This window comes from Methylobacterium sp. NPDC097929, assembly GCF_049543375.1.
Classification (GTDB): domain Bacteria; phylum Pseudomonadota; class Alphaproteobacteria; order Rhizobiales; family Beijerinckiaceae; genus Methylobacterium.
In genome coordinates this window covers 1-16,143 of sequence record NZ_JBMVEP010000013.1, presented here as the reverse complement: position 1 = coordinate 16,143, position 16,143 = coordinate 1, and the positions used below count along the sequence as shown (strand labels likewise).

Here is a 16,143-nt window from a genome sequence, read left to right as displayed (position 1 = left end):
AAACTCGGCGCGTCTCGTTGCGGCACAGGGCTCGTCGCGCGGCCGACGGCCGAGCAAGCCCCAGGCCCGTCGGTCCCCCGTTGAACGCACCCACTGCCCTCGCCCCGGCGCACCGTCCCGCCGTCGCCATCCTCGGAACCCGCGGCATCCCTGCGGCCCATGGCGGTTTCGAGACGCTGGCCGAGCGGCTGGCGCTCCATCTGGCCGGCCGCGGCTGGCGGGTCACGGTCTACTGCCAGCGCGAGGTGGATCGCGTCGCCCCGCGCTTCGAGACCAGGATGTGGCGCGGAATCGAGTGCGTCCACGTCGCCGTCGCGCAGAGGGGTGCGGCCGCGACGCTCGCCTTCGACGCGCATTGCACGCGCCACGCCGCGCGGCACGGGGCCGTCTGCCTCGTGCTGGGCTACAATGGCGCCGTGTTCCTCCCCTTCCTGCGCCTGCGCGGCCGGAAGGTTCTGACCAACATGGACGGGATCGAGTGGCGGCGCCCGAAATGGAATCGCGCGGTTCGCGGCTTCTTCTGGCTCAGCGAGTGGATCGCGGCCTGGACCTCGAACCGCCTGATCGCCGACCATCCCGCCATCGCCGACCATCTCGCGACGCGCCGCCCGCGGGGCGCCATCGCGATGATTCCCTATGGCGGCGATCCCGTCGAGGCGGCCTCGACCGGGCCGCTCGACGATCTCGGGCTCAGGCCGGACGGCTATCTCGTCTCGATCGCCCGGATCGAACCGGACAACAACATCCTGTCGATCGTGCGCGTCTTCTCGCGCCGCCGCCGTGGCCTGCGCCTCGTCGTGGTCGGACGGCTCGACGCGGACAATCCCTATCATCGGGCCGTGCGGAGCGCGGCCAGCGACGAAGTGCTGTTTCCCGGTGCGATCTACGACAGGGCCACGGTGCAGGCCCTGCGCTTCCACGCCCGCGCCTATCTGCACGGGCATACGGTCGGCGGCACGAATCCCTCCCTGGTCGAATCGCTCTGGGCCGGCAACGCGGTGATCGCCCACGCCAACGTCTACAACGCCTGGACCGCCGGACCGGCACAGTTCGCCTTCCACGATGAGGATGGGCTGGAGGCCGCCATCGCCCTCACCCTGGGCAAGCCCGACCAGCTCGCGCCCGCGCGCAGGGCCGCGCGGCTTCATGCGGCGCGGCGCTTCGAGTGGCAGGACGTGCTGGCCCGCTACGAGGCGGAACTGCTCGCCCTGGCCGGCCTCGCCGCGGCGCATGCGCCGACGACGAAGCAGGGTCGCGCAGCCTCGTCCGAGCCGGTGCCGTGAGCCTGACCCGCCGCTCAGCCCTCGCCGCCTCCGTCGGTGCGCTGGGCGCCTGCCTCGCCCCCGAATCGGCCCGGACGGCGCCGGCCGAGGCGGCGACGCGGCCCGCCCTGCGGCGCGGGATTAGCGTGTGGCCCTGGTTCTCCCTCACCAAGGAATTCCCCGCGCCCCGCACCGACTACGCGTGGCCGCCGTTCCAGGATCAGCGGCCGGTGCCGACGCGGGGCGACCTGCACCGCCTCGCCGAGGCCGGTTTCGACTTCATCCGCATCCCCGTCGATCCCGGGCCGTTCCTGTCCTTCGACGCGGCGCGGCGGCGGCAGTTGCTGGAGCAGCTCGACGCGGCGGTGGCCCAAGGGCTCTCAAACGGGCTCGACGTCCTCGTCAACCTCCAGATCAACGAGGCGACGCATCATTGGAACTCCGCGCGGCTGATCGCCAACGCGCAGGCGCCGGGCTTCCGGGCCTACACGGCGCTCGCCGCCGAGATCGCCCGGCGGCTCTCGGCGCTCGACCCGCGGCGCACGGCGCTGGAACCCGTCAACGAGCCGCCGCAGGCCTGCGGCTCGGCCGTGTGGCACGGGGTGCAGCGCGATCTCCTCACCGCGGCGCGCCATGCCGCGCCGGGCCTGACCCTCACGGCGACGGGCGGCTGCGGCAGCATGGTGCCCGGGCTCGACGCGCTCGATCCGGCCAGCCTCAAGCCATTCGATCCGCTCGTCTACGTCGTCCACTACTACGAGCCCTACCTCTTCACCCATCAGGGGGCGCCCTGGATGCGGGGCGAGCCGGTCTATCGCGCGCTCAATGCGGTGCCCTGGCCGGCGAGCGCGGGCAGCCTGGAGCGCACGCTCGCTGCCGTCCGGCGCCGGATGGAGGCGGACCGCGAGCGCTCGGAGGCCGAGAAGGCCGCCGCCTATGCCGAGACGACGGCGAAGATGAGCGAATATTTCGACGCGCGGCCCGACCGCGGATTCCTCGTGCACGGCCTCTCGGCGGTGCGCGCCTGGGCCGAGCGCCACGCCGTGCCGCCGTCCCGGATCCTGATCGGCGAGTTCGGCGTCCTGCGCAGCGACGCGCGCTACGTCGCCGCCGGCGCGGCCGACCGCGCCCGCTACATCCGGGATCTGCGCGAGACCATCGAATCGTTCGGCTTCGGCTGGGCCTTCTGGAACCTGTTCGACGGCCTCGGCCTCGTCACCGACGACGTCAGTCGCGCCTTCGATCCCGAGATCGTCGCGGCCCTCGGGCTGCGGATGCCCGGGTGAGGCCGGGCCGCAGGACGGGAGCTCGTCTCTTCTTCGCGGGGCGTGACGCACGATTATCACCGGCCGCGCGGCACGCCCCGCGGGGTCACGGAAACACGTATCCGTCCACGATCCGCAGGCCCACCTCCCGGCCGCCGGCAAGGCGGGCGGTGTCGGAGGCCTCGACCACCACCGTCTTCGCGCCGGGCCGGTCGACCTCGATGCGCTGGCGGCCCTGGGTCCGGTACGACGAGCGCACCGTGCCCGTGAGGTGGGCGGCATCGGCCTCCGCGAACTGAAGCTGCCAGGGCCGCGCGTAGAGCTTGACCGGCCCCACCAGGCCCTCCGGCGCCGTCAACGGCGTCGGGCGCCCGTTCACGAGCACCTTCCCGTCCTGAGCGATCGCCTCGACCTCGATCGTGTCGCCGAGGAACTTCAGCACCGTCGGCGAGACCGGGTGCTCTTGGACCTCGTCGGGCGTGCCCACCTGTTCGAGGCGGCCGCGGTCGAGCACCGCCACGCGGTCGGAGAGTTCGAGCGCCTCGTCCTGGTCGTGGGTGACGAAGATCGTGGTCTGCCCCGTGCGATCGTGAATCTCCCGCAGCCAGCGGCGAAGATCTTTTCGCACTTGCGCGTCGAGCGCGCCGAACGGCTCGTCGAGGAGGAGAACGCGCGGCTCCACCGCCAGCGCGCGGGCGAGCGCGATGCGCTGACGCTGGCCGCCGGAGAGCTGACTCGGGTAGCGGTCGGCGAAGCCCGAGAGCTTGATGAGGTCGAGCAGGTTGCCGACCCGGCGCTTGATCTCGGCCTTGTCGGGACGCTCCGACCGCTTCCGGGCGTTCAGCCCGTAGGCGATGTTCTGCGCCACGGTCATGTGCTTGAACAGGGCGTAGTGCTGGAACACGAACCCGACCGAGCGCTTCTGCACCGGCACGCGCGTGGCGTCGTCGCTGCCGAAGATGATCCGGCCGCGATCGGGGAAGTCGAGCCCGGCGATGATCCGCAGCAGCGTCGTCTTGCCCGAGCCCGACGGCCCGAGCAGGGCCAGCAACTCGCCCGCCCGCACGTCGAGGGTGAAGTCGTGCAGCACGGCGGCCGTATCGAAGGTCTTCGACAGCTCCTCGATGCGGATCGCAGTCGCTGAACCGGTCCGGTCAGTGGCGCCGTGCGCCCGCCGCGATGTCGTCGGCGTAGCGCCATTCGAGGACGGATTTGATGGCGAGGGTGACAAGAGCGAGACCGGCAAGGAGGGAAGCGACGGCGAACGCGGCAACGAAGTTGTACTCATTGTAGAGAATCTCCACGTGCAGCGGCAGCGTGTTGGTGAGGCCGCGGATGTGGCCCGAGACCACGGAGACCGCGCCGAACTCGCCCATCGCCCGGGCGTTGCAGAGCAGGACGCTGTAGAGCAGGCCCCAGCGGATGTTGGGTAACGTCACCGTCCGGAAGGCGTGCCAGCCGGAGGCGCCGAGCGTGAGGGCCGCCTCCTCCTCCGCCGTGCCCTGCTCCTGCATGAGCGGGATCAGCTGGCGGGCGACGAAGGGGAAGGTGACGAAGATCGTCGCGAGCACGATGCCCGGCAGCGCGAAGATGATCTGGATGTCGTGTTCGATCAGGAAGGGCCCGAACAGGCCGCGCGAGCCGAAGACGAGCACGTAGATCAGCCCCGACACCACCGGGGAGACCGAGAACGGCAGGTCGATCAGGGTGACGAGCAGGTTCTTGCCGCGAAACTCGAACTTGGCGATGGCCCAGGACGCGGCGACGCCGAACACGAGGTTGAACGGCACTGCGATCGCCGCCACCAGCAGCGTCAGCCGGATCGCGGATTGCGCGTCGGGCTCGGAGAAGGCGGCGAGATAGGCCTGCCAGCCCTTGGCCAGGGCCTGCGCGAACACCGTGACGAGCGGCAGCACGAGGAACAGGCCGAGGAAGGTCAGCGCCACCGCGATCAGGAGCCAGCGCACCAGGGGCCGCTCGGTGACGACGCTGCCGAGCGGGCGCAGCGCGTCGTCCCGCACCGGGACCTTCGCCGGTTGAGCCAGCGCCTCAGACATAGCCGAACCTCCGCCGGCTCCAGGCCTGGATCAGGTTGATCGCCAGCAGCGTCACGAAGGAGATCGCCAGCATGATCACGGCGATGGCGCTCGCGCCCGCGTAGTCGAATTCCGAGAGCTTGATGACGATGAGGAGCGGCGCGATCTCCGACACGTAGGGCAGGTTGCCCGCGATGAAAATGATCGAGCCGTACTCGCCGACGCCCCGGGCGAAGGCCAGGGCGAAGCCGGTGAGCACCGCCGGGATCAGCGGCGGCAGCACCACCTTCGTGAGCGTGGCGACGCGGGAGGCACCGAGGATGGCGGAGGCCTCCTCCACCTCCTTGTCGATCTCGGCGATCAGCGGCTGCACCGTGCGCACGGCGAAGGGCAGGCCGATGAACACCATGGCGATGAAGATGCCGACCGGCGTATAGGCCGCCTCGATGCCGACCTTGGCGAGCTGCTCCCCGACCAAACCGTTCGGCGCATAGAGCGAGGCCAGCGCGATGCCGGCCACCGCGGTCGGCAGGGCGAAGGGCAGGTCGACCACCGCGTCCGCGAGCTTGCGGCCGGGGAAGTCGTAGCGGGTCAGCACCCAGGCGACGATGCCGCCGAAGATGGAGGCCGTGAGCGCGGCGAGCAGCGAGACGCCGAAACTCACGCGCAGGGCGCTGAACACGCGCGGGTCGGTGGCGACCTCCCAGATCCCCGACAGGCCGAGGCCGGACGCCTTGAGCACGAGGGTGGCGAGCGGCAGCAGCACGACCAGCCCGAGACAGGTCAGCGTGTAGCCGAGCGTGAGCCCGAAACCGGGAATCACGCTCTTCTGGCGGAAGCGCCGCCGGGGTTTCAGGGGCTCGCCCATGGGTTCAGCGACCGGCTTTGCTCAGTTGGTCGAACAGGCCGCCATTGTCGAAGTTCGCCCGCTGGATCTCGTCCCAGGAGCCCTGCAGATCCTCGATCTTGAACAGTTTGATCTCGGGCAGCTGCGCCAGATCCTCGGGCTTGGCGGCCTCGCGCTTGATCGGGCGGTAGTGGTGCTTGGCGAAGATCGCCTGCGCCTTGTCGCCGTAGAGGAACTGGAGATAGGCCTCGGCCTGCTTGCGCGTACCCTTCTTATCGACGTTGGCGTCGACGATCGCGACCGGCGGCTCGGCGTAGATCGAGGTCGGCGGCACCACGATGTCGAACTTGTCCTTGCCGAACTCCTCCAACACGAGGAAGGCCTCGTTCTCCCAAGTCGGCAGCACGTCGCCCAGGCCGCGCTGGGCGAAGGTCACCGTCGAGCCGCGGGCGCCGGTGTCGAGCACGGGCACGTTCTTGTAGAGCGAACCGACGAAGGCGTTGGCCTTCTCCTTGTCCTTGCCCTCTCGCTCGTAGGCGTAGCCCCAGGCGGCCAGGAAGTTCCAGCGCCCGCCGGCGGAGGTCTTCGGATTGGGGGTGATGACCTTCACGTCGGGCTTGGCGAGATCGGACCAGTCCTTGACGCCCTTTGGGTTGCCCTTGCGCACGAGGAACACGACGGTCGAGGTGTAGGGCAGGCCCTCGTTCGGCAGCCGCTTGCGCCACTCGGGATCGATCTTCTTCGACAGTTTGGCGATGGCGTCGATGTCGGACGGAATGCCCAGCGTCACCACGTCGGCCGGAATGCCGTCGATGACGGTGCGGGCCTGCGCGCCGGAGCCGCCATGGGCCGCGCGGACGGTGATGGTCTCGCCGGTCTTGGCCTTCCATTCCTCGGCGAAGACCGCGTTGATCTCGCGATAGAGTTCGCGGGTCGGGTCGTAGGAGACGTTGAGGATCTCCGTCTGCGCCAGGGCGCCGCCGGGACTCGCGAGGCACGCGGCCAGGGCGAGGCCGAAGAGGGCCGCGCGCCGCGTGGATGCCGCACCGAGCTTGATCGGGTTTCCGTCCAACACGTCGTTCTCGCCTCCGCGATCCGGGCCTTCGCCCTCTCGTATGGAGGAAGTGTTCGTTTTAAAGAACGATGTCAAGCAGGCGGCGACCGACCCCGATCCGATTCAGCCGCTGTTTCACGGAATGGATTCCCCGCTCCGGCGTGCAGTCGGAGGGGCGGGAAAGAACGTTCTCCGGAAGCGTGCGGTTTTGGGAGGACGATCCAAGCTGGGAGCGTTCTATAGAAAGAACGTTTTCTGCGATCCGCTGGGGAGGATCAGACCGCTGCCCACTCGAGCGCCAGCCAGAGCCCGCGGGCGACGACGGCCCACCACGTCAACGTGATCACCAGCGCGCCGGCCAAGCCGAGGACGGCAAAGCGGGAGCGCAGGGCGTTCAGCGGGACGGTGAGCGCGTTCTTCATCGGGGATCGGCCTTCTCGCGAGTTCTGGTCTCGAAACGGCGGGCCTCCGTGCCGCTTCGGTTCGGGAGCGTCCCGCGGCGGAGCGTTCGGCCCCGCGCAGGACGGTGACGGAGCCGACATGGCAAGCGCCGAACCAGGGTCGGCTTCCGCCAACGCGCCCTCTCGCCCCGAGGCAGGACGGGTGGGCCGGGCGCCGAACTTGCAGGGCCGCGATCACCCGTCCCGATTTCGGACGGATCGACCTGGCCTCACGAAAGCATTTGGTAATGCCTCTTTCCGACTGCGCGACGACCGCCCCGAACCGCGAGGCCCAGCCGATCCTGTTCGGGCTGTTCGCAGACGGCTCCGGCGAGTCCCGCTTCCGGCTCCCCAACGCCGCGCGGCTCACCGCCTCGTCGGGACTGGCGGGCGGCCCCGGCTTCTCCCCGTCGGGCGACTGGTACGGCCGCTGGACCGTGAGGCCCTTGCACGGCGTCCTGGCGACCCCTGCGGCGCCCGCCGGCACCGTCTGCCCGGACGACATCGTCGTTCTGGCTTCCGCTCGGCCGCGGCGGTCCTGAGCGGCATCGACGCATCCCGCCTGACAAAGCCCGGCGGTCGATGCGGACGCCGGCCGGAGGGACGGCGAAGGTGCTTCCCCTCCCCGCGCCTCCTCCCCTAAACTCGGCCGATGGAAAACAACGAGCTACGCGAGTCGCGCGCGGCCCTCATCCTGATGGCCGTGGCCGTGTTCGCCGTCCTGGCCTTCGGCGCCGTGACGCTGATCGTGCAGACCGGCTGAGCCGGTGCCGGCGATCGCTCAGTCCGAGAGTGCCCGCAACTGCCGGTCGATCGCCTCCAGGGCGCGGGCCTGTTCGGGTTCGGGCTCGGGGCCGCTGACATAGGCGAGCGTCACCCGCGCGATGCGCAGGGCCGTGGCGAGGTCACGCCCCTCGCGCCGGGCCTCCTCGATCACGGCGGCGACATCCGCCATGACCTGGGCGTTTCCCTCGTAGCCTCTCATCACGTCCGGGCCGCTGCTGTCCGGGCCGCGCGCCGCGCGGCATCGGATTCTCTACCATCACCGGGGCGCAGGTGAAACGTAAGGAACGGTTCGGCCCTGTGCAGGACTGCCGACGACGATCATAGTGACCGCCGGACCGAGCGGGAGCGTGCCAGCCATGGGCCAGCCACCATCCAGGGATCACGCGATCTTCGATGTCGCCGAGAGCGTGCGGGGCCTGCCCGAGACCTCCGACACCCTGGTCGCCGATCACCGTTTCACTGACGACGCGGCGGCGAGCGCCCGCGTTTTCCGCGTCTACCAGCCGACGCCGCCGCACTATCACACCACCTGCGACGAATACCTCTACGCCCTCTCGGGCCGCTGCCTGATGAAGTTCGGCGACGCGCCGGCGGTCGAGGTGGGACCGGGCCAGCTCGTGTTCTTCAAGCGCGGCGTGGTGCATTCCGTGCCGGCGCTCCTGGAGGAGCCGGTGATTTTCCTCTCGGTGGACACGCCCCGGCGGGGTCGGCGCGACATCCGCTTCGTCGAACCGGGCACCGGCACGCCCGAGGGCTTCATGCGGCAGACGGAGTGACGGCGGAGGCGTTTGAGGCAGGCGCTGACAGGAGGTCGGCCGCCGCATCGGCGGCGCGCAGGCCCTCTGCGTAGGCGCCGCCGGCGGTGCCCCACTGGGCCTGGGAATTCGCTTCGCCCGCAAACCAGATCCGCTCGCCCACCGGCTCCCGGAGCCTGTCCCGCGCCGGGGCATGGCCCGGCGGTACGACGGCCCAGGAGCCGCGCGACCAGGGGTCGTGGCGCCACGCGGTGACGGCGGGTATCGCGAGATCGGCAAGCGCGCTGGCGCCGAAATGCTCGGCCAGGACCGAGCGGGCCAGACGGCGGGCGCCGTCCGGGCCGGCGCGGCCGGCATCGAGCGCCTGCGCGAGCGCGCTATCGAGTTCGAAGTAGTGGAACGGCGCGCCGTCGATCCGTGTCAGCATACCGGGCGGCCTACGGCGACCGCCGACGATGCTGGCGAGCCGGTCGCGCCCCCGGAACGGCGCCGAGGGCCAGTGCAGTACGACGTGCTCGTAGATGCCGGCGAGAAAACCGTCGATCGCCGCGCGGGTGCGCTCGGGAAGCGGCGGATCGAAGCGGAAGGCGGCCTGCAGCACGGGCACCGGCACGGTCACGATTGCGGCCCGGGCCACGATCCGCCCACCGTCGGCGAGCCGCGCCCGCACGCCCGGCCCCGACCAGTCGAGGGTCGCGACAGGGCAATCCAGCCGGATCGGCAACCCTTGCGCCAGACGCGCGAGATAGGCGCCGTAGCCGCCGGCAACGAAGAAGTTGTCGCCGTATTCCAGGCTCGGCCAGTCGTGCAGCGAAACCTCGTCGAGGGGCCGACCCGAGACGAGGGCGTGAACGAGGGCGATGCGCTCGCCCCAGGGCCCGAGATGGCGGGGAAGCGCGAGGGCGGCCGGACCATCCGCCTCGCGGGCCGCGGCGCGGGTGATCGCCCGGTCGGCGACGGCGAAGGCGCGGGAGAAGGCGGCCTCCTCGGCCGCCCGGCCCGGACGGCGCCCCACCCAGAGATGCTCCGTCTGCGGCGCGCGCCGCAGCGGTTCGCCCCGCTCGCGACCGAGGGCGACGAGGGGATTGACCGGCCCGGCATGCAGCCAGTGCGCGCCGAGATCGACGGCGTGGCCGCGCAACGCTGTCGTCACCGCCCGACCGCCGACCCGGCCGCGCGCCTCCAGCACCGTCACCGTGAGCCCCCGCGCAATCAGCCGCCGCGCCGCCGCGATCCCGGCGGCGCCCGCGCCGATCACCACCACGTCGGGCGAACTTGGCGGTGCCTTGAATCGCGGCGCGACGGTAGGGTGGAAGCGGGCGTGCTCGGGCGGGACCAGCATGACGTCGGAGGATGTGCGAGACGGCGGGACTCATGTCGGCCGCGGCAGGCCCGGCGGCAAGCGCCCGATGCCGGTTCCGATCAGCGGGCCGGTGCGGCGCCCTTCGGATCGAGCACCTCGACCGTCCCCGACTTGTCGCCTCCGGGGCGCGGGCTGCCCGTCAGCGTGTAGATGCGGCCCCTGTAGGTGACGGCGCCGAAGCCGTGGCGGGCGGTCGGGAGCCGGGCCAGACCGCGCCAGACATTGGCCGGCAGATCGAAGGCCTCGACCTCATCGTAGGTCCGTCGGTTCGACTCGCCGCCGATCACGAAGACCTCGCGGTCGAACACGGCGGAGGCGACGCCGCTGCGCGCGGTGGGAAGCGGAGCGGCCTCGCTCCAGGCATCGCGCGCCGGATCGTAGACCTGATTGGCCGAGAGGTTCTTGCCCGAATCACCGTCGATGCGCCCGCCGCTGGCGATGATGCGGCCGGCCACTGTCTGCACCGCGAGGTGGTCGCGCGGGGTGGGAAGGTCGGCCGCCCGCGCCCAGGCATCGCGCGCCGGATCGTAGACCTCGTGCGAGGCCACGTTGCCCCGGCCCGAGCCGCTGCCGCCGACCACGTGGATGCGGTCACCGAGCGGCGTGGCGCCGCCCGCCGCCCGCGGCGTCGGCATCTTCGCGCGCGGCTCCCAGGCATTCCGGCCGGGATCGTAGGCCCAGACCCGATCCGTCGCCTCCCAGCCGTTCACGTACCCGCCGAACACGTAGATCCGGCCGCCCGCTTCGGCCGCCATGGTATGGTGGACGGGATAGGGGAAGGGTGCGCCCTTGCTCCAGCGATCCGCGGCGAGGTCGTAGATCAGCAGTTCGGTGGCGCCGTTGTAGTCGCCGATGACGTAGGCCTTGCCGTCGAGGGCCGCGACCGCGACCTCGGATCGCTCGGCCGGGGCGGAGTTGGCGCCCGCCCAGGCGCCCACCTCGTGGGCGGCAGCCGGCTGCGCGGCGGCAAGCAGGCCGAGGAGAGCGAGGCGGGCGGTCAACGGGCGGGTCATGCCTGGGGCTCCGACAAAGCGAGGGTCGTCGCGCACCGGGCCGCACCGAGGTCCGGGCATCCCCGTGACGGGGCCGATGCTGGCGAGGCAACGCGTCAAACGCTCGCAAGAGCCGCGTTTCGTCAGACGATCCCGTGACCGGGGGCTTGCGCGGTCTGCCCGGAGCGGCGAGAACCCGTCCCCGGGCGGGCGCGGATCATCGGAGGATCGGGGGCCGATGCTCATCAAGGCCGCTGCCGCAGCCCTGCGGCAGGTTTTTTCGCCCGCCCTGCGCGGTATCCTGTTCAAGTCGCTGGCGCTCACGATCGGGCTGCTGGTCGTCCTTTGGTTCGCGCTCACGCGCCTGATCCAGGCGTTCCAGGCGAGCCACCACATCTCCGCCGACTATCCCTTCCTCGATACCCTCGCCTTCTTTTTGGCCGGAGCTGGCCTGTTCGTCGCGCTCGCCTACATCATGCCCGCGGTCTCGATCCTCGTGGCCGGCTTCTTCCTCGACGACGCAGCCGAGATCGTCGAGCGCAGCGACTTTCCCGCCGACACGCCGGGGCGCGCTCTGCCCTGGGGACAGGCGATGGGGTCGGCCCTCCGCTTCGCCGGGCTCGCGCTGCTCGTGAACCTCGTGGCGCTGATCCTCGTCTTCGTGCCCGGGGTGAACCTCTTCGCCTTCTTCGGCGCCAACGCCTACCTGCTCGGGCGCGAGTATTTCGAGCTGGCCGCCGGCCGCTTCCGCCCCCTGCCGGAAGCGCGGGCGATGCGCGAGCATTACGGGTTCACGGTGATCGCCGCGGGCTGTCTCCTGGCCGGGCTGATGATCGTGCCGATCGTCAACCTGATCACGCCGCTCTTCGGCGTGGCGCTGATGGTTCACCTTCACAAGGGCCTCGCGCGCCGGGCTGCGCTCGCCGGCCCGGCCGAGCCGGCGGCCCGCCTCACGAATCGGCCGTGAGCCGGCGTCCCGCACCGGGACGAAGATGTGCCGTATTCACAGGTTTTTTCCGAAACCGGACGGGCGGACTACGCACGCGGATTGCAGCGCGCGGCCGGAGGCCCTTCCTGATGGAAGCGAGCCCGAGCGGCGACGGTCCCGAGGCGACAACCCGGCCATGATGCAGTTGGAGAGCAGGATCGACGCGGGCCACCGGAGCCTGCCCTTGCCGGCGCCCGTGCACGACGCGGCGCCCGGCCTCGACCGCACCGCGGAGATCGGCGACCTCTGGCGCATCCTCTGGCGGCGGCGGGCCAGCGTCCTCTGGACCGTGCTGATCCTCGTCGCGGCCGCCCTCGCCTACGGCCTGCTGACTCCCGCGCTCTACACCGCGACGGCGCAGATCCTGATCGATCCGCGCGACCGGCAGGTTCTCACCAACGACATCAACCCGGCCATGGTCGCCCCTGATGGCGGCATCACCCAGGTCGAGAGCCAGGCCCGCGTGCTCGAATCCACCAGCGTGCTCCTGCGTGCGGCGGACGAGGCCGGGCTGGCCCACGATCCCGAATTCGTCGAGAAGGGACCGGCCGCACAATTCCTCGACGACGTGCGCAGTGCCGTGGGCTGGCCGGCCCCCAAAGCCGCGCCTACCGAGCGGGAGGAGCGCCTCCTGCGCAACATGCGCAAGCGCCTCGCGATCAAGCGGGCCGACAAGGTCTTCGTGATCGACATCGTCTTCACGGCCAAATCGGCCGAGAAATCCGCCCGCGTCGCCAACGCCATCGCGGGCGCCTACCTCGCCGATCAGAGCGAGGCCCGCGCCGAAGCCTCGCGGCGCGCCTCCGCTTCCCTGACCGAACGGCTGGAGGCGCAGCGCGAGCGCGTCCGCCAGGCCGAGAACAAAGCCGAATCCTACAGGGCGGCCAACGATCTCGTCCGCTCGAACGGCCGCCTCGTCACCGAGCAGCAACTCGGCGAGATCAACGTCCAGCTCAGCGCCGCCCAGGCCCGCAGCGCCGAGTTGAAGGCGCGCTACGACCAGATCGAGCGGGCCCGCCGCAACGGCGCGTCGGCCGATGCCATCGCCGAGGCAACGCAGTCCCAAGTGGTCGGCAAGCTGCGCGCGCAATACGCCGAGCTGATCGAGCGGCAGGCCGACCTGCGCACCCAGCTCGGCGCCCGGCACCCGACGATTCTTGCCGTGTCGAGCCAGCTCGAAGGCGTGCGCGGGCTCATCAGTGCCGAGCTGACGCGGCTCGCCCAGTCGGCACGGGCCGATTACGAGCGGGCGCTCGCCAACGAGCGGACGCTGACGGCCAACCTCAACCGCCTGCGCAACGAGAACGACACGACGAACCAAGCGGCGGTCAAGCTGCGCGAACTGGAGCGGGAGGTCGAGGCGAACCGCGGCGTCTACACCTCGTTTCTCACCCGCGCCCGCGAAATCAGCGAGCGGGCCGGGATCGACGCCACCAACGCCCGCATCATCACCCGCGCCATCGCCCCCAACGAGAAGAGCTGGCCGATGCCGGCGCTGTTCGCGCTGTTCGCCGGGGCGGCGGGTCTCGGCCTCGGCACCGGCCTTGCGCTGGTGCGGGAATATGCAAACCCCACGATCCTGTCCCGCGGCCAGTTCCAGCGCCTGACAGGCGCGCCGGTGATCGGTACCGTGCCGGACGGGACGCGGCAGCGGGGACGCGCCGCGCGGCTCTCGGCCGCCCGCGCCCGCGAGGCGGCCGGCGGTCTTGCGCTGACGCGGCTCCTTGGAATCCGCAGCGGCAGCCTCGGCACGGCGACCAGCGTCTTCGTCACCTCCGCGAGCACGGACGGCACGGCGCGCCGCCGGGTCTCGCAGCTTCTCGCCTCGCTCGCCGAGGCCCGAGGCATGCAGGTCCTGATGATCGAGGCGGACATGCTCGGCCCGGAAGCGACGCCGGGCCTGCTCGACGTGCTGAGGGGCGACGAACCCCTCAACACGCTCCTGCGCAGCGAGCCCAATAGCGGCGTGCGCCTGCTCGGCGTCGGCCGGCCCAAGCGCGGCCTGAACGTCGGCACGGGCGAGCGCGGGCGCGATGCTCGCGAGCGCTTCATCGACGAAATCGGCCGCCGCTTCGACCTCGTGATCGTGGACGGCGGCGCCGTGACCGAGAATCCGCAGGCCGCCTCGCTGATGCCGCTGGCCGATGGCGTGCTCCTCGTTGCTCGCACGGGCGCGACGCCGCAACGCGCGGTGGTGGAGGCGGTCGAGGCCGCCGCGCTCGCCGGTCATCCGGTCGGCGCGGGCCTGCTCGTGAGCGAGGCTTGAGAGGGCTCGTGTGAGCGCCGCACCGCAGAGCCCGCCGGCCGGCTGGACCGGCGCCGCCCGGCCGCTCGCGGCAGCGATACCGCGTCGCGCGTCGGCACTGCCCCTCGTCGTGCTCACGCTCGTGCTCTTCCTACTCTCGGGCGGCGTCCTCTGGCATCTCGGCGTCAACTACGAGGGGTTCGCCGGCAGTCCTGCGACCAAGATCCATCCGGCGAGCACGCTGGCGGCCCTGTTTCTGTTCTGGGCCCTGATCAGTTCCGGCGAACCGGTCGGATTCTGCCTACGCCTTGCGCAGGAAGCGCCGGCGAGCCTGCTCCTCCTCGTCTCCGGCACGGCTTTGCTCCTCCATATCGCGCTGAGATCCAGCGTCGGCTTGGCCGGGACGATCGACAGCTTCATCGGGCCCGCCCTCGTCATGATGCTGTTGGTGAGGCTCGATGCGAGGCGGCTCGGCACCGTCGAGTTCGTGCTGCACCTCGTGATGCTGGCCAACGCTCTGCTCGGACTGGCGGAATTCGCCAGTGGGCAACTGATCTTTCCCTACCGGCTCGACGGCATCGCCTTCGAGAGCGACACCCGCTCAGCCGCCTTTCAGGGGCATCCCCTGGCCAATGCCCTCGTCACCGCGACCTACATCCTCGCGCTGATCGCGGGCGGTGGGCAGCTCCCGGACACCGCTCGCCTCGCGATGATCGTCCTGCAAGGGGCGGCCCTCGTCACCTTCGGCGGCCGCACGGCGATCGCCGTCGTTGCCTTGCTCGGAGGCCTGCACATGATCTTCGCGGTCGTACGCGTGCTGCGCAGAGGGCGGGTGTCGCTGTTGACCGCCGCCCTCGCTCTGTCCGCACTGATGATGGCCCCGCTCGCCCTCGGCTCACTCTGGTCGGCCGGCTTCTTCGACCGGCTCCTGGAGCGTTTCGTTTCCGATGGCGGCAGCGCCCATGCTCGCATCGAAATGTTCTCGCTGTTCGAGCGCATGCCCTGGCACGAGCTTCTTTTCGGTCCCGATGTCGGCGCGCTCGAGACGGCGCGGCGCATCAACGGTCTCGAATGGGGTATCGAGAACCCGATCGTGCGGATGATGCTCTATCAGGGCATCGCGATGACGCTGCTCATGACCGGCGCGGTCGTGCTGTTCGTCACCGAAATCGCGCGCCGCTGCCGTCCGGGAACATTGCTGCCGATCCTCGGCTTCGCGATCCTCGTCAACGCTTCGGAAAGTTTGGCGGGCAAGACGACCATGCTGGCGAAGATCGCCATCATCCTCCTCGCGCTCTACCGCCCGCTGCCCTCAGCAGAACGGCAAAGGTGAAGCCACCAGCGCAACTGGTCTTGGGATTTTTGCCATTTCGTCCTCGCGAGGCAAAGCCGAAGCGATCCAGGGCGCGGCGCTTCCGGCATGGGCGTAGGCGCACGCGCGCAAGCTTGAGCAGGCGTAAGCCCCCTCCCCTCTCGCGGGGCGTGTCGGCCGGGCCGGCTCGGCGGCCTGTGCGTGCGGGGGGTTGGCTCCGCACGCGCCCCTGACGGCATGGGGTGGCGCGGCGTAGCCTTGCGATTCGGCGGTGTGGCCTGGACGCAGGAAAGCCCGCGCGGCGTGGGCCGTGCGGGCGGGTGTGTGCGGTCTGGTCCGCGTCGGGTTGTGTGCGTGTGGGTGTGAGTTTGGTTGCGGGGGCTGGATTTGAACCAGCGACCTTCAGGTTATGAGCCTGACGAGCTACCGGGCTGCTCCACCCCGCGCCAATCTCGCTGCCGGCCGGGACCTGTGTCGGTCCGTCGGCGGCGTGTGAGGAGGGAATGTGATGTCTTGTGCTGGGCAGGCCTGGCGGCGACCGACTCTCCCGTGTCTTGAGACACAGTACCATGGGCGCTGGTGCGTTTAACGGCCGAGTTCGAGATGGGATCGGGTTCTGGGCACACCGCTCAGGCCACCAGGCCGGCGCAGCACAAGGGGGGATGTTCGGCAAGCTGAGCGAACGCATGTTCGCTGAGCGAAAGCATGTTCGCTGATCGGCAGCGTGTGGCTGTCGGTTGGTCTTCATCGTGCGTGTGGTTGGTTGATCCGGACACGGATCATGAGAGCGATCAAGCC

At 70.6% G+C, this 16,143-nt stretch carries 15 protein-coding genes, 1 tRNA gene and 1 rRNA gene; 7 read left to right on the top strand and 10 right to left on the bottom strand.

Translation table 11 applies throughout. From position 1 onward, the window contains the following. Window positions 1–80: 80 nt before the first annotated feature. Both ACPCJR_RS22100 and ACPCJR_RS22095 read left to right on the top strand, forming a co-directional pair. Window positions 81–1,283: a DUF1972 domain-containing protein gene (locus tag ACPCJR_RS22100; protein WP_391515198.1), complete on the top strand. Its 1,203-nt coding sequence runs from the start codon at window positions 81–83 to the stop codon at window positions 1,281–1,283. Then, complete coding sequence (locus ACPCJR_RS22095; RefSeq protein WP_391515200.1) at window positions 1,280–2,548, top strand: glycoside hydrolase family 5 protein; 1,269 nt, start codon at window positions 1,280–1,282, stop codon at window positions 2,546–2,548. Before ACPCJR_RS22100 ends, ACPCJR_RS22095 begins: the two co-directional genes overlap by 4 nt. Before the next feature lie 85 nt (window positions 2,549–2,633). Here ACPCJR_RS22095 and ACPCJR_RS22090 read toward each other — a convergent pair whose 3' ends face one another. The 5 genes from ACPCJR_RS22090 to ACPCJR_RS22070 all read right to left on the bottom strand — a co-directional run bounded on the left by ACPCJR_RS22090 (window position 2,634) and on the right by ACPCJR_RS22070 (window position 6,886). Next, the gene (locus ACPCJR_RS22090; RefSeq protein ID WP_391515224.1) at window positions 2,634–3,659 is read right to left on the bottom strand and encodes a sulfate/molybdate ABC transporter ATP-binding protein; all 1,026 of its coding nucleotides are present in this window, start codon (window positions 3,657–3,659) and stop codon (window positions 2,634–2,636) included. 22 nt (window positions 3,660–3,681) lie between these two features. Beyond that, complete coding sequence (gene cysW, locus ACPCJR_RS22085) at window positions 3,682–4,584, bottom strand: sulfate ABC transporter permease subunit CysW (RefSeq protein WP_391515202.1); 903 nt, start codon at window positions 4,582–4,584, stop codon at window positions 3,682–3,684. Beyond that, window positions 4,577–5,431: a sulfate ABC transporter permease subunit CysT gene (cysT, locus tag ACPCJR_RS22080; RefSeq protein ID WP_391515203.1), complete on the bottom strand. Its 855-nt coding sequence runs from the start codon at window positions 5,429–5,431 to the stop codon at window positions 4,577–4,579. Before cysT ends, cysW begins: the two co-directional genes overlap by 8 nt. A gap of 4 nt (window positions 5,432–5,435) precedes the next feature. After that, window positions 5,436–6,485, bottom strand: a complete 1,050-nt coding sequence (locus ACPCJR_RS22075) for a sulfate ABC transporter substrate-binding protein (RefSeq protein ID WP_391515205.1) — start codon at window positions 6,483–6,485, stop codon at window positions 5,436–5,438. A 254-nt stretch (window positions 6,486–6,739) separates the two neighbouring features. Continuing rightward, on the bottom strand, window positions 6,740–6,886 hold the full coding sequence (locus ACPCJR_RS22070; RefSeq protein WP_391515207.1) for a hypothetical protein: 147 nt from the start codon (window positions 6,884–6,886) through the stop codon (window positions 6,740–6,742). 266 nt (window positions 6,887–7,152) lie between these two features. Between ACPCJR_RS22070 and ACPCJR_RS22065 the strand changes: the two genes are divergently transcribed. Continuing rightward, on the top strand, window positions 7,153–7,446 hold the full coding sequence (locus tag ACPCJR_RS22065) for a hypothetical protein (RefSeq protein WP_391515208.1): 294 nt from the start codon (window positions 7,153–7,155) through the stop codon (window positions 7,444–7,446). A 239-nt stretch (window positions 7,447–7,685) separates the two neighbouring features. Here ACPCJR_RS22065 and ACPCJR_RS22060 read toward each other — a convergent pair whose 3' ends face one another. Then, the gene (locus tag ACPCJR_RS22060) at window positions 7,686–7,889 is read right to left on the bottom strand and encodes a hypothetical protein (protein WP_110352181.1); all 204 of its coding nucleotides are present in this window, start codon (window positions 7,887–7,889) and stop codon (window positions 7,686–7,688) included. A gap of 157 nt (window positions 7,890–8,046) precedes the next feature. Between ACPCJR_RS22060 and ACPCJR_RS22055 the strand changes: the two genes are divergently transcribed. Then, entirely contained in the window at window positions 8,047–8,466 is a 420-nt protein-coding gene (locus ACPCJR_RS22055) for a cupin domain-containing protein (protein WP_391515210.1), read from the top strand. On the opposite strand, the gene ACPCJR_RS22050 is transcribed toward ACPCJR_RS22055, so the two are convergent. Together ACPCJR_RS22050 and ACPCJR_RS22045 are read right to left on the bottom strand one after the other, a co-directional pair. Further along, entirely contained in the window at window positions 8,447–9,787 is a 1,341-nt protein-coding gene (locus ACPCJR_RS22050) for a flavin monoamine oxidase family protein (protein WP_391515212.1), read from the bottom strand. The two genes, ACPCJR_RS22055 and ACPCJR_RS22050, sit on opposite strands and share 20 nt — an antisense overlap. An 80-nt stretch (window positions 9,788–9,867) precedes the next feature. Beyond that, window positions 9,868–10,821: a Kelch repeat-containing protein gene (locus tag ACPCJR_RS22045; RefSeq protein ID WP_391515214.1), complete on the bottom strand. Its 954-nt coding sequence runs from the start codon at window positions 10,819–10,821 to the stop codon at window positions 9,868–9,870. A gap of 217 nt (window positions 10,822–11,038) precedes the next feature. On the opposite strand from ACPCJR_RS22045, the gene ACPCJR_RS22040 reads away from it, so the two are divergent. The 3 genes from ACPCJR_RS22040 (at window position 11,039) to ACPCJR_RS22030 (ending at window position 15,366) form a co-directional block, all read left to right on the top strand. Then, the gene (locus ACPCJR_RS22040) at window positions 11,039–11,767 is read left to right on the top strand and encodes a sulfate transporter family protein (protein WP_391515216.1); all 729 of its coding nucleotides are present in this window, start codon (window positions 11,039–11,041) and stop codon (window positions 11,765–11,767) included. A 157-nt stretch (window positions 11,768–11,924) separates the two neighbouring features. Then, window positions 11,925–14,054, top strand: coding sequence for a GumC family protein (locus ACPCJR_RS22035; RefSeq protein WP_391515218.1), 2,130 nt, complete (start codon window positions 11,925–11,927; stop codon window positions 14,052–14,054). Between the two features lie 10 nt (window positions 14,055–14,064). Continuing rightward, window positions 14,065–15,366 (top strand): VpsF family polysaccharide biosynthesis protein, encoded by a 1,302-nt coding sequence (locus ACPCJR_RS22030; RefSeq protein ID WP_391515220.1) that lies wholly within the window; start codon window positions 14,065–14,067, stop codon window positions 15,364–15,366. A 348-nt stretch (window positions 15,367–15,714) separates the two neighbouring features. Here the strand turns inward: ACPCJR_RS22030 and ACPCJR_RS22025 are convergent. After that, window positions 15,715–15,791 (bottom strand) — tRNA-Met (locus ACPCJR_RS22025). Between the two features lie 80 nt (window positions 15,792–15,871). Continuing rightward, window positions 15,872–15,987: ribosomal RNA gene (rrf, locus tag ACPCJR_RS22020) — 5S ribosomal RNA — on the bottom strand. Window positions 15,988–16,143 lie beyond the last annotated feature (156 nt).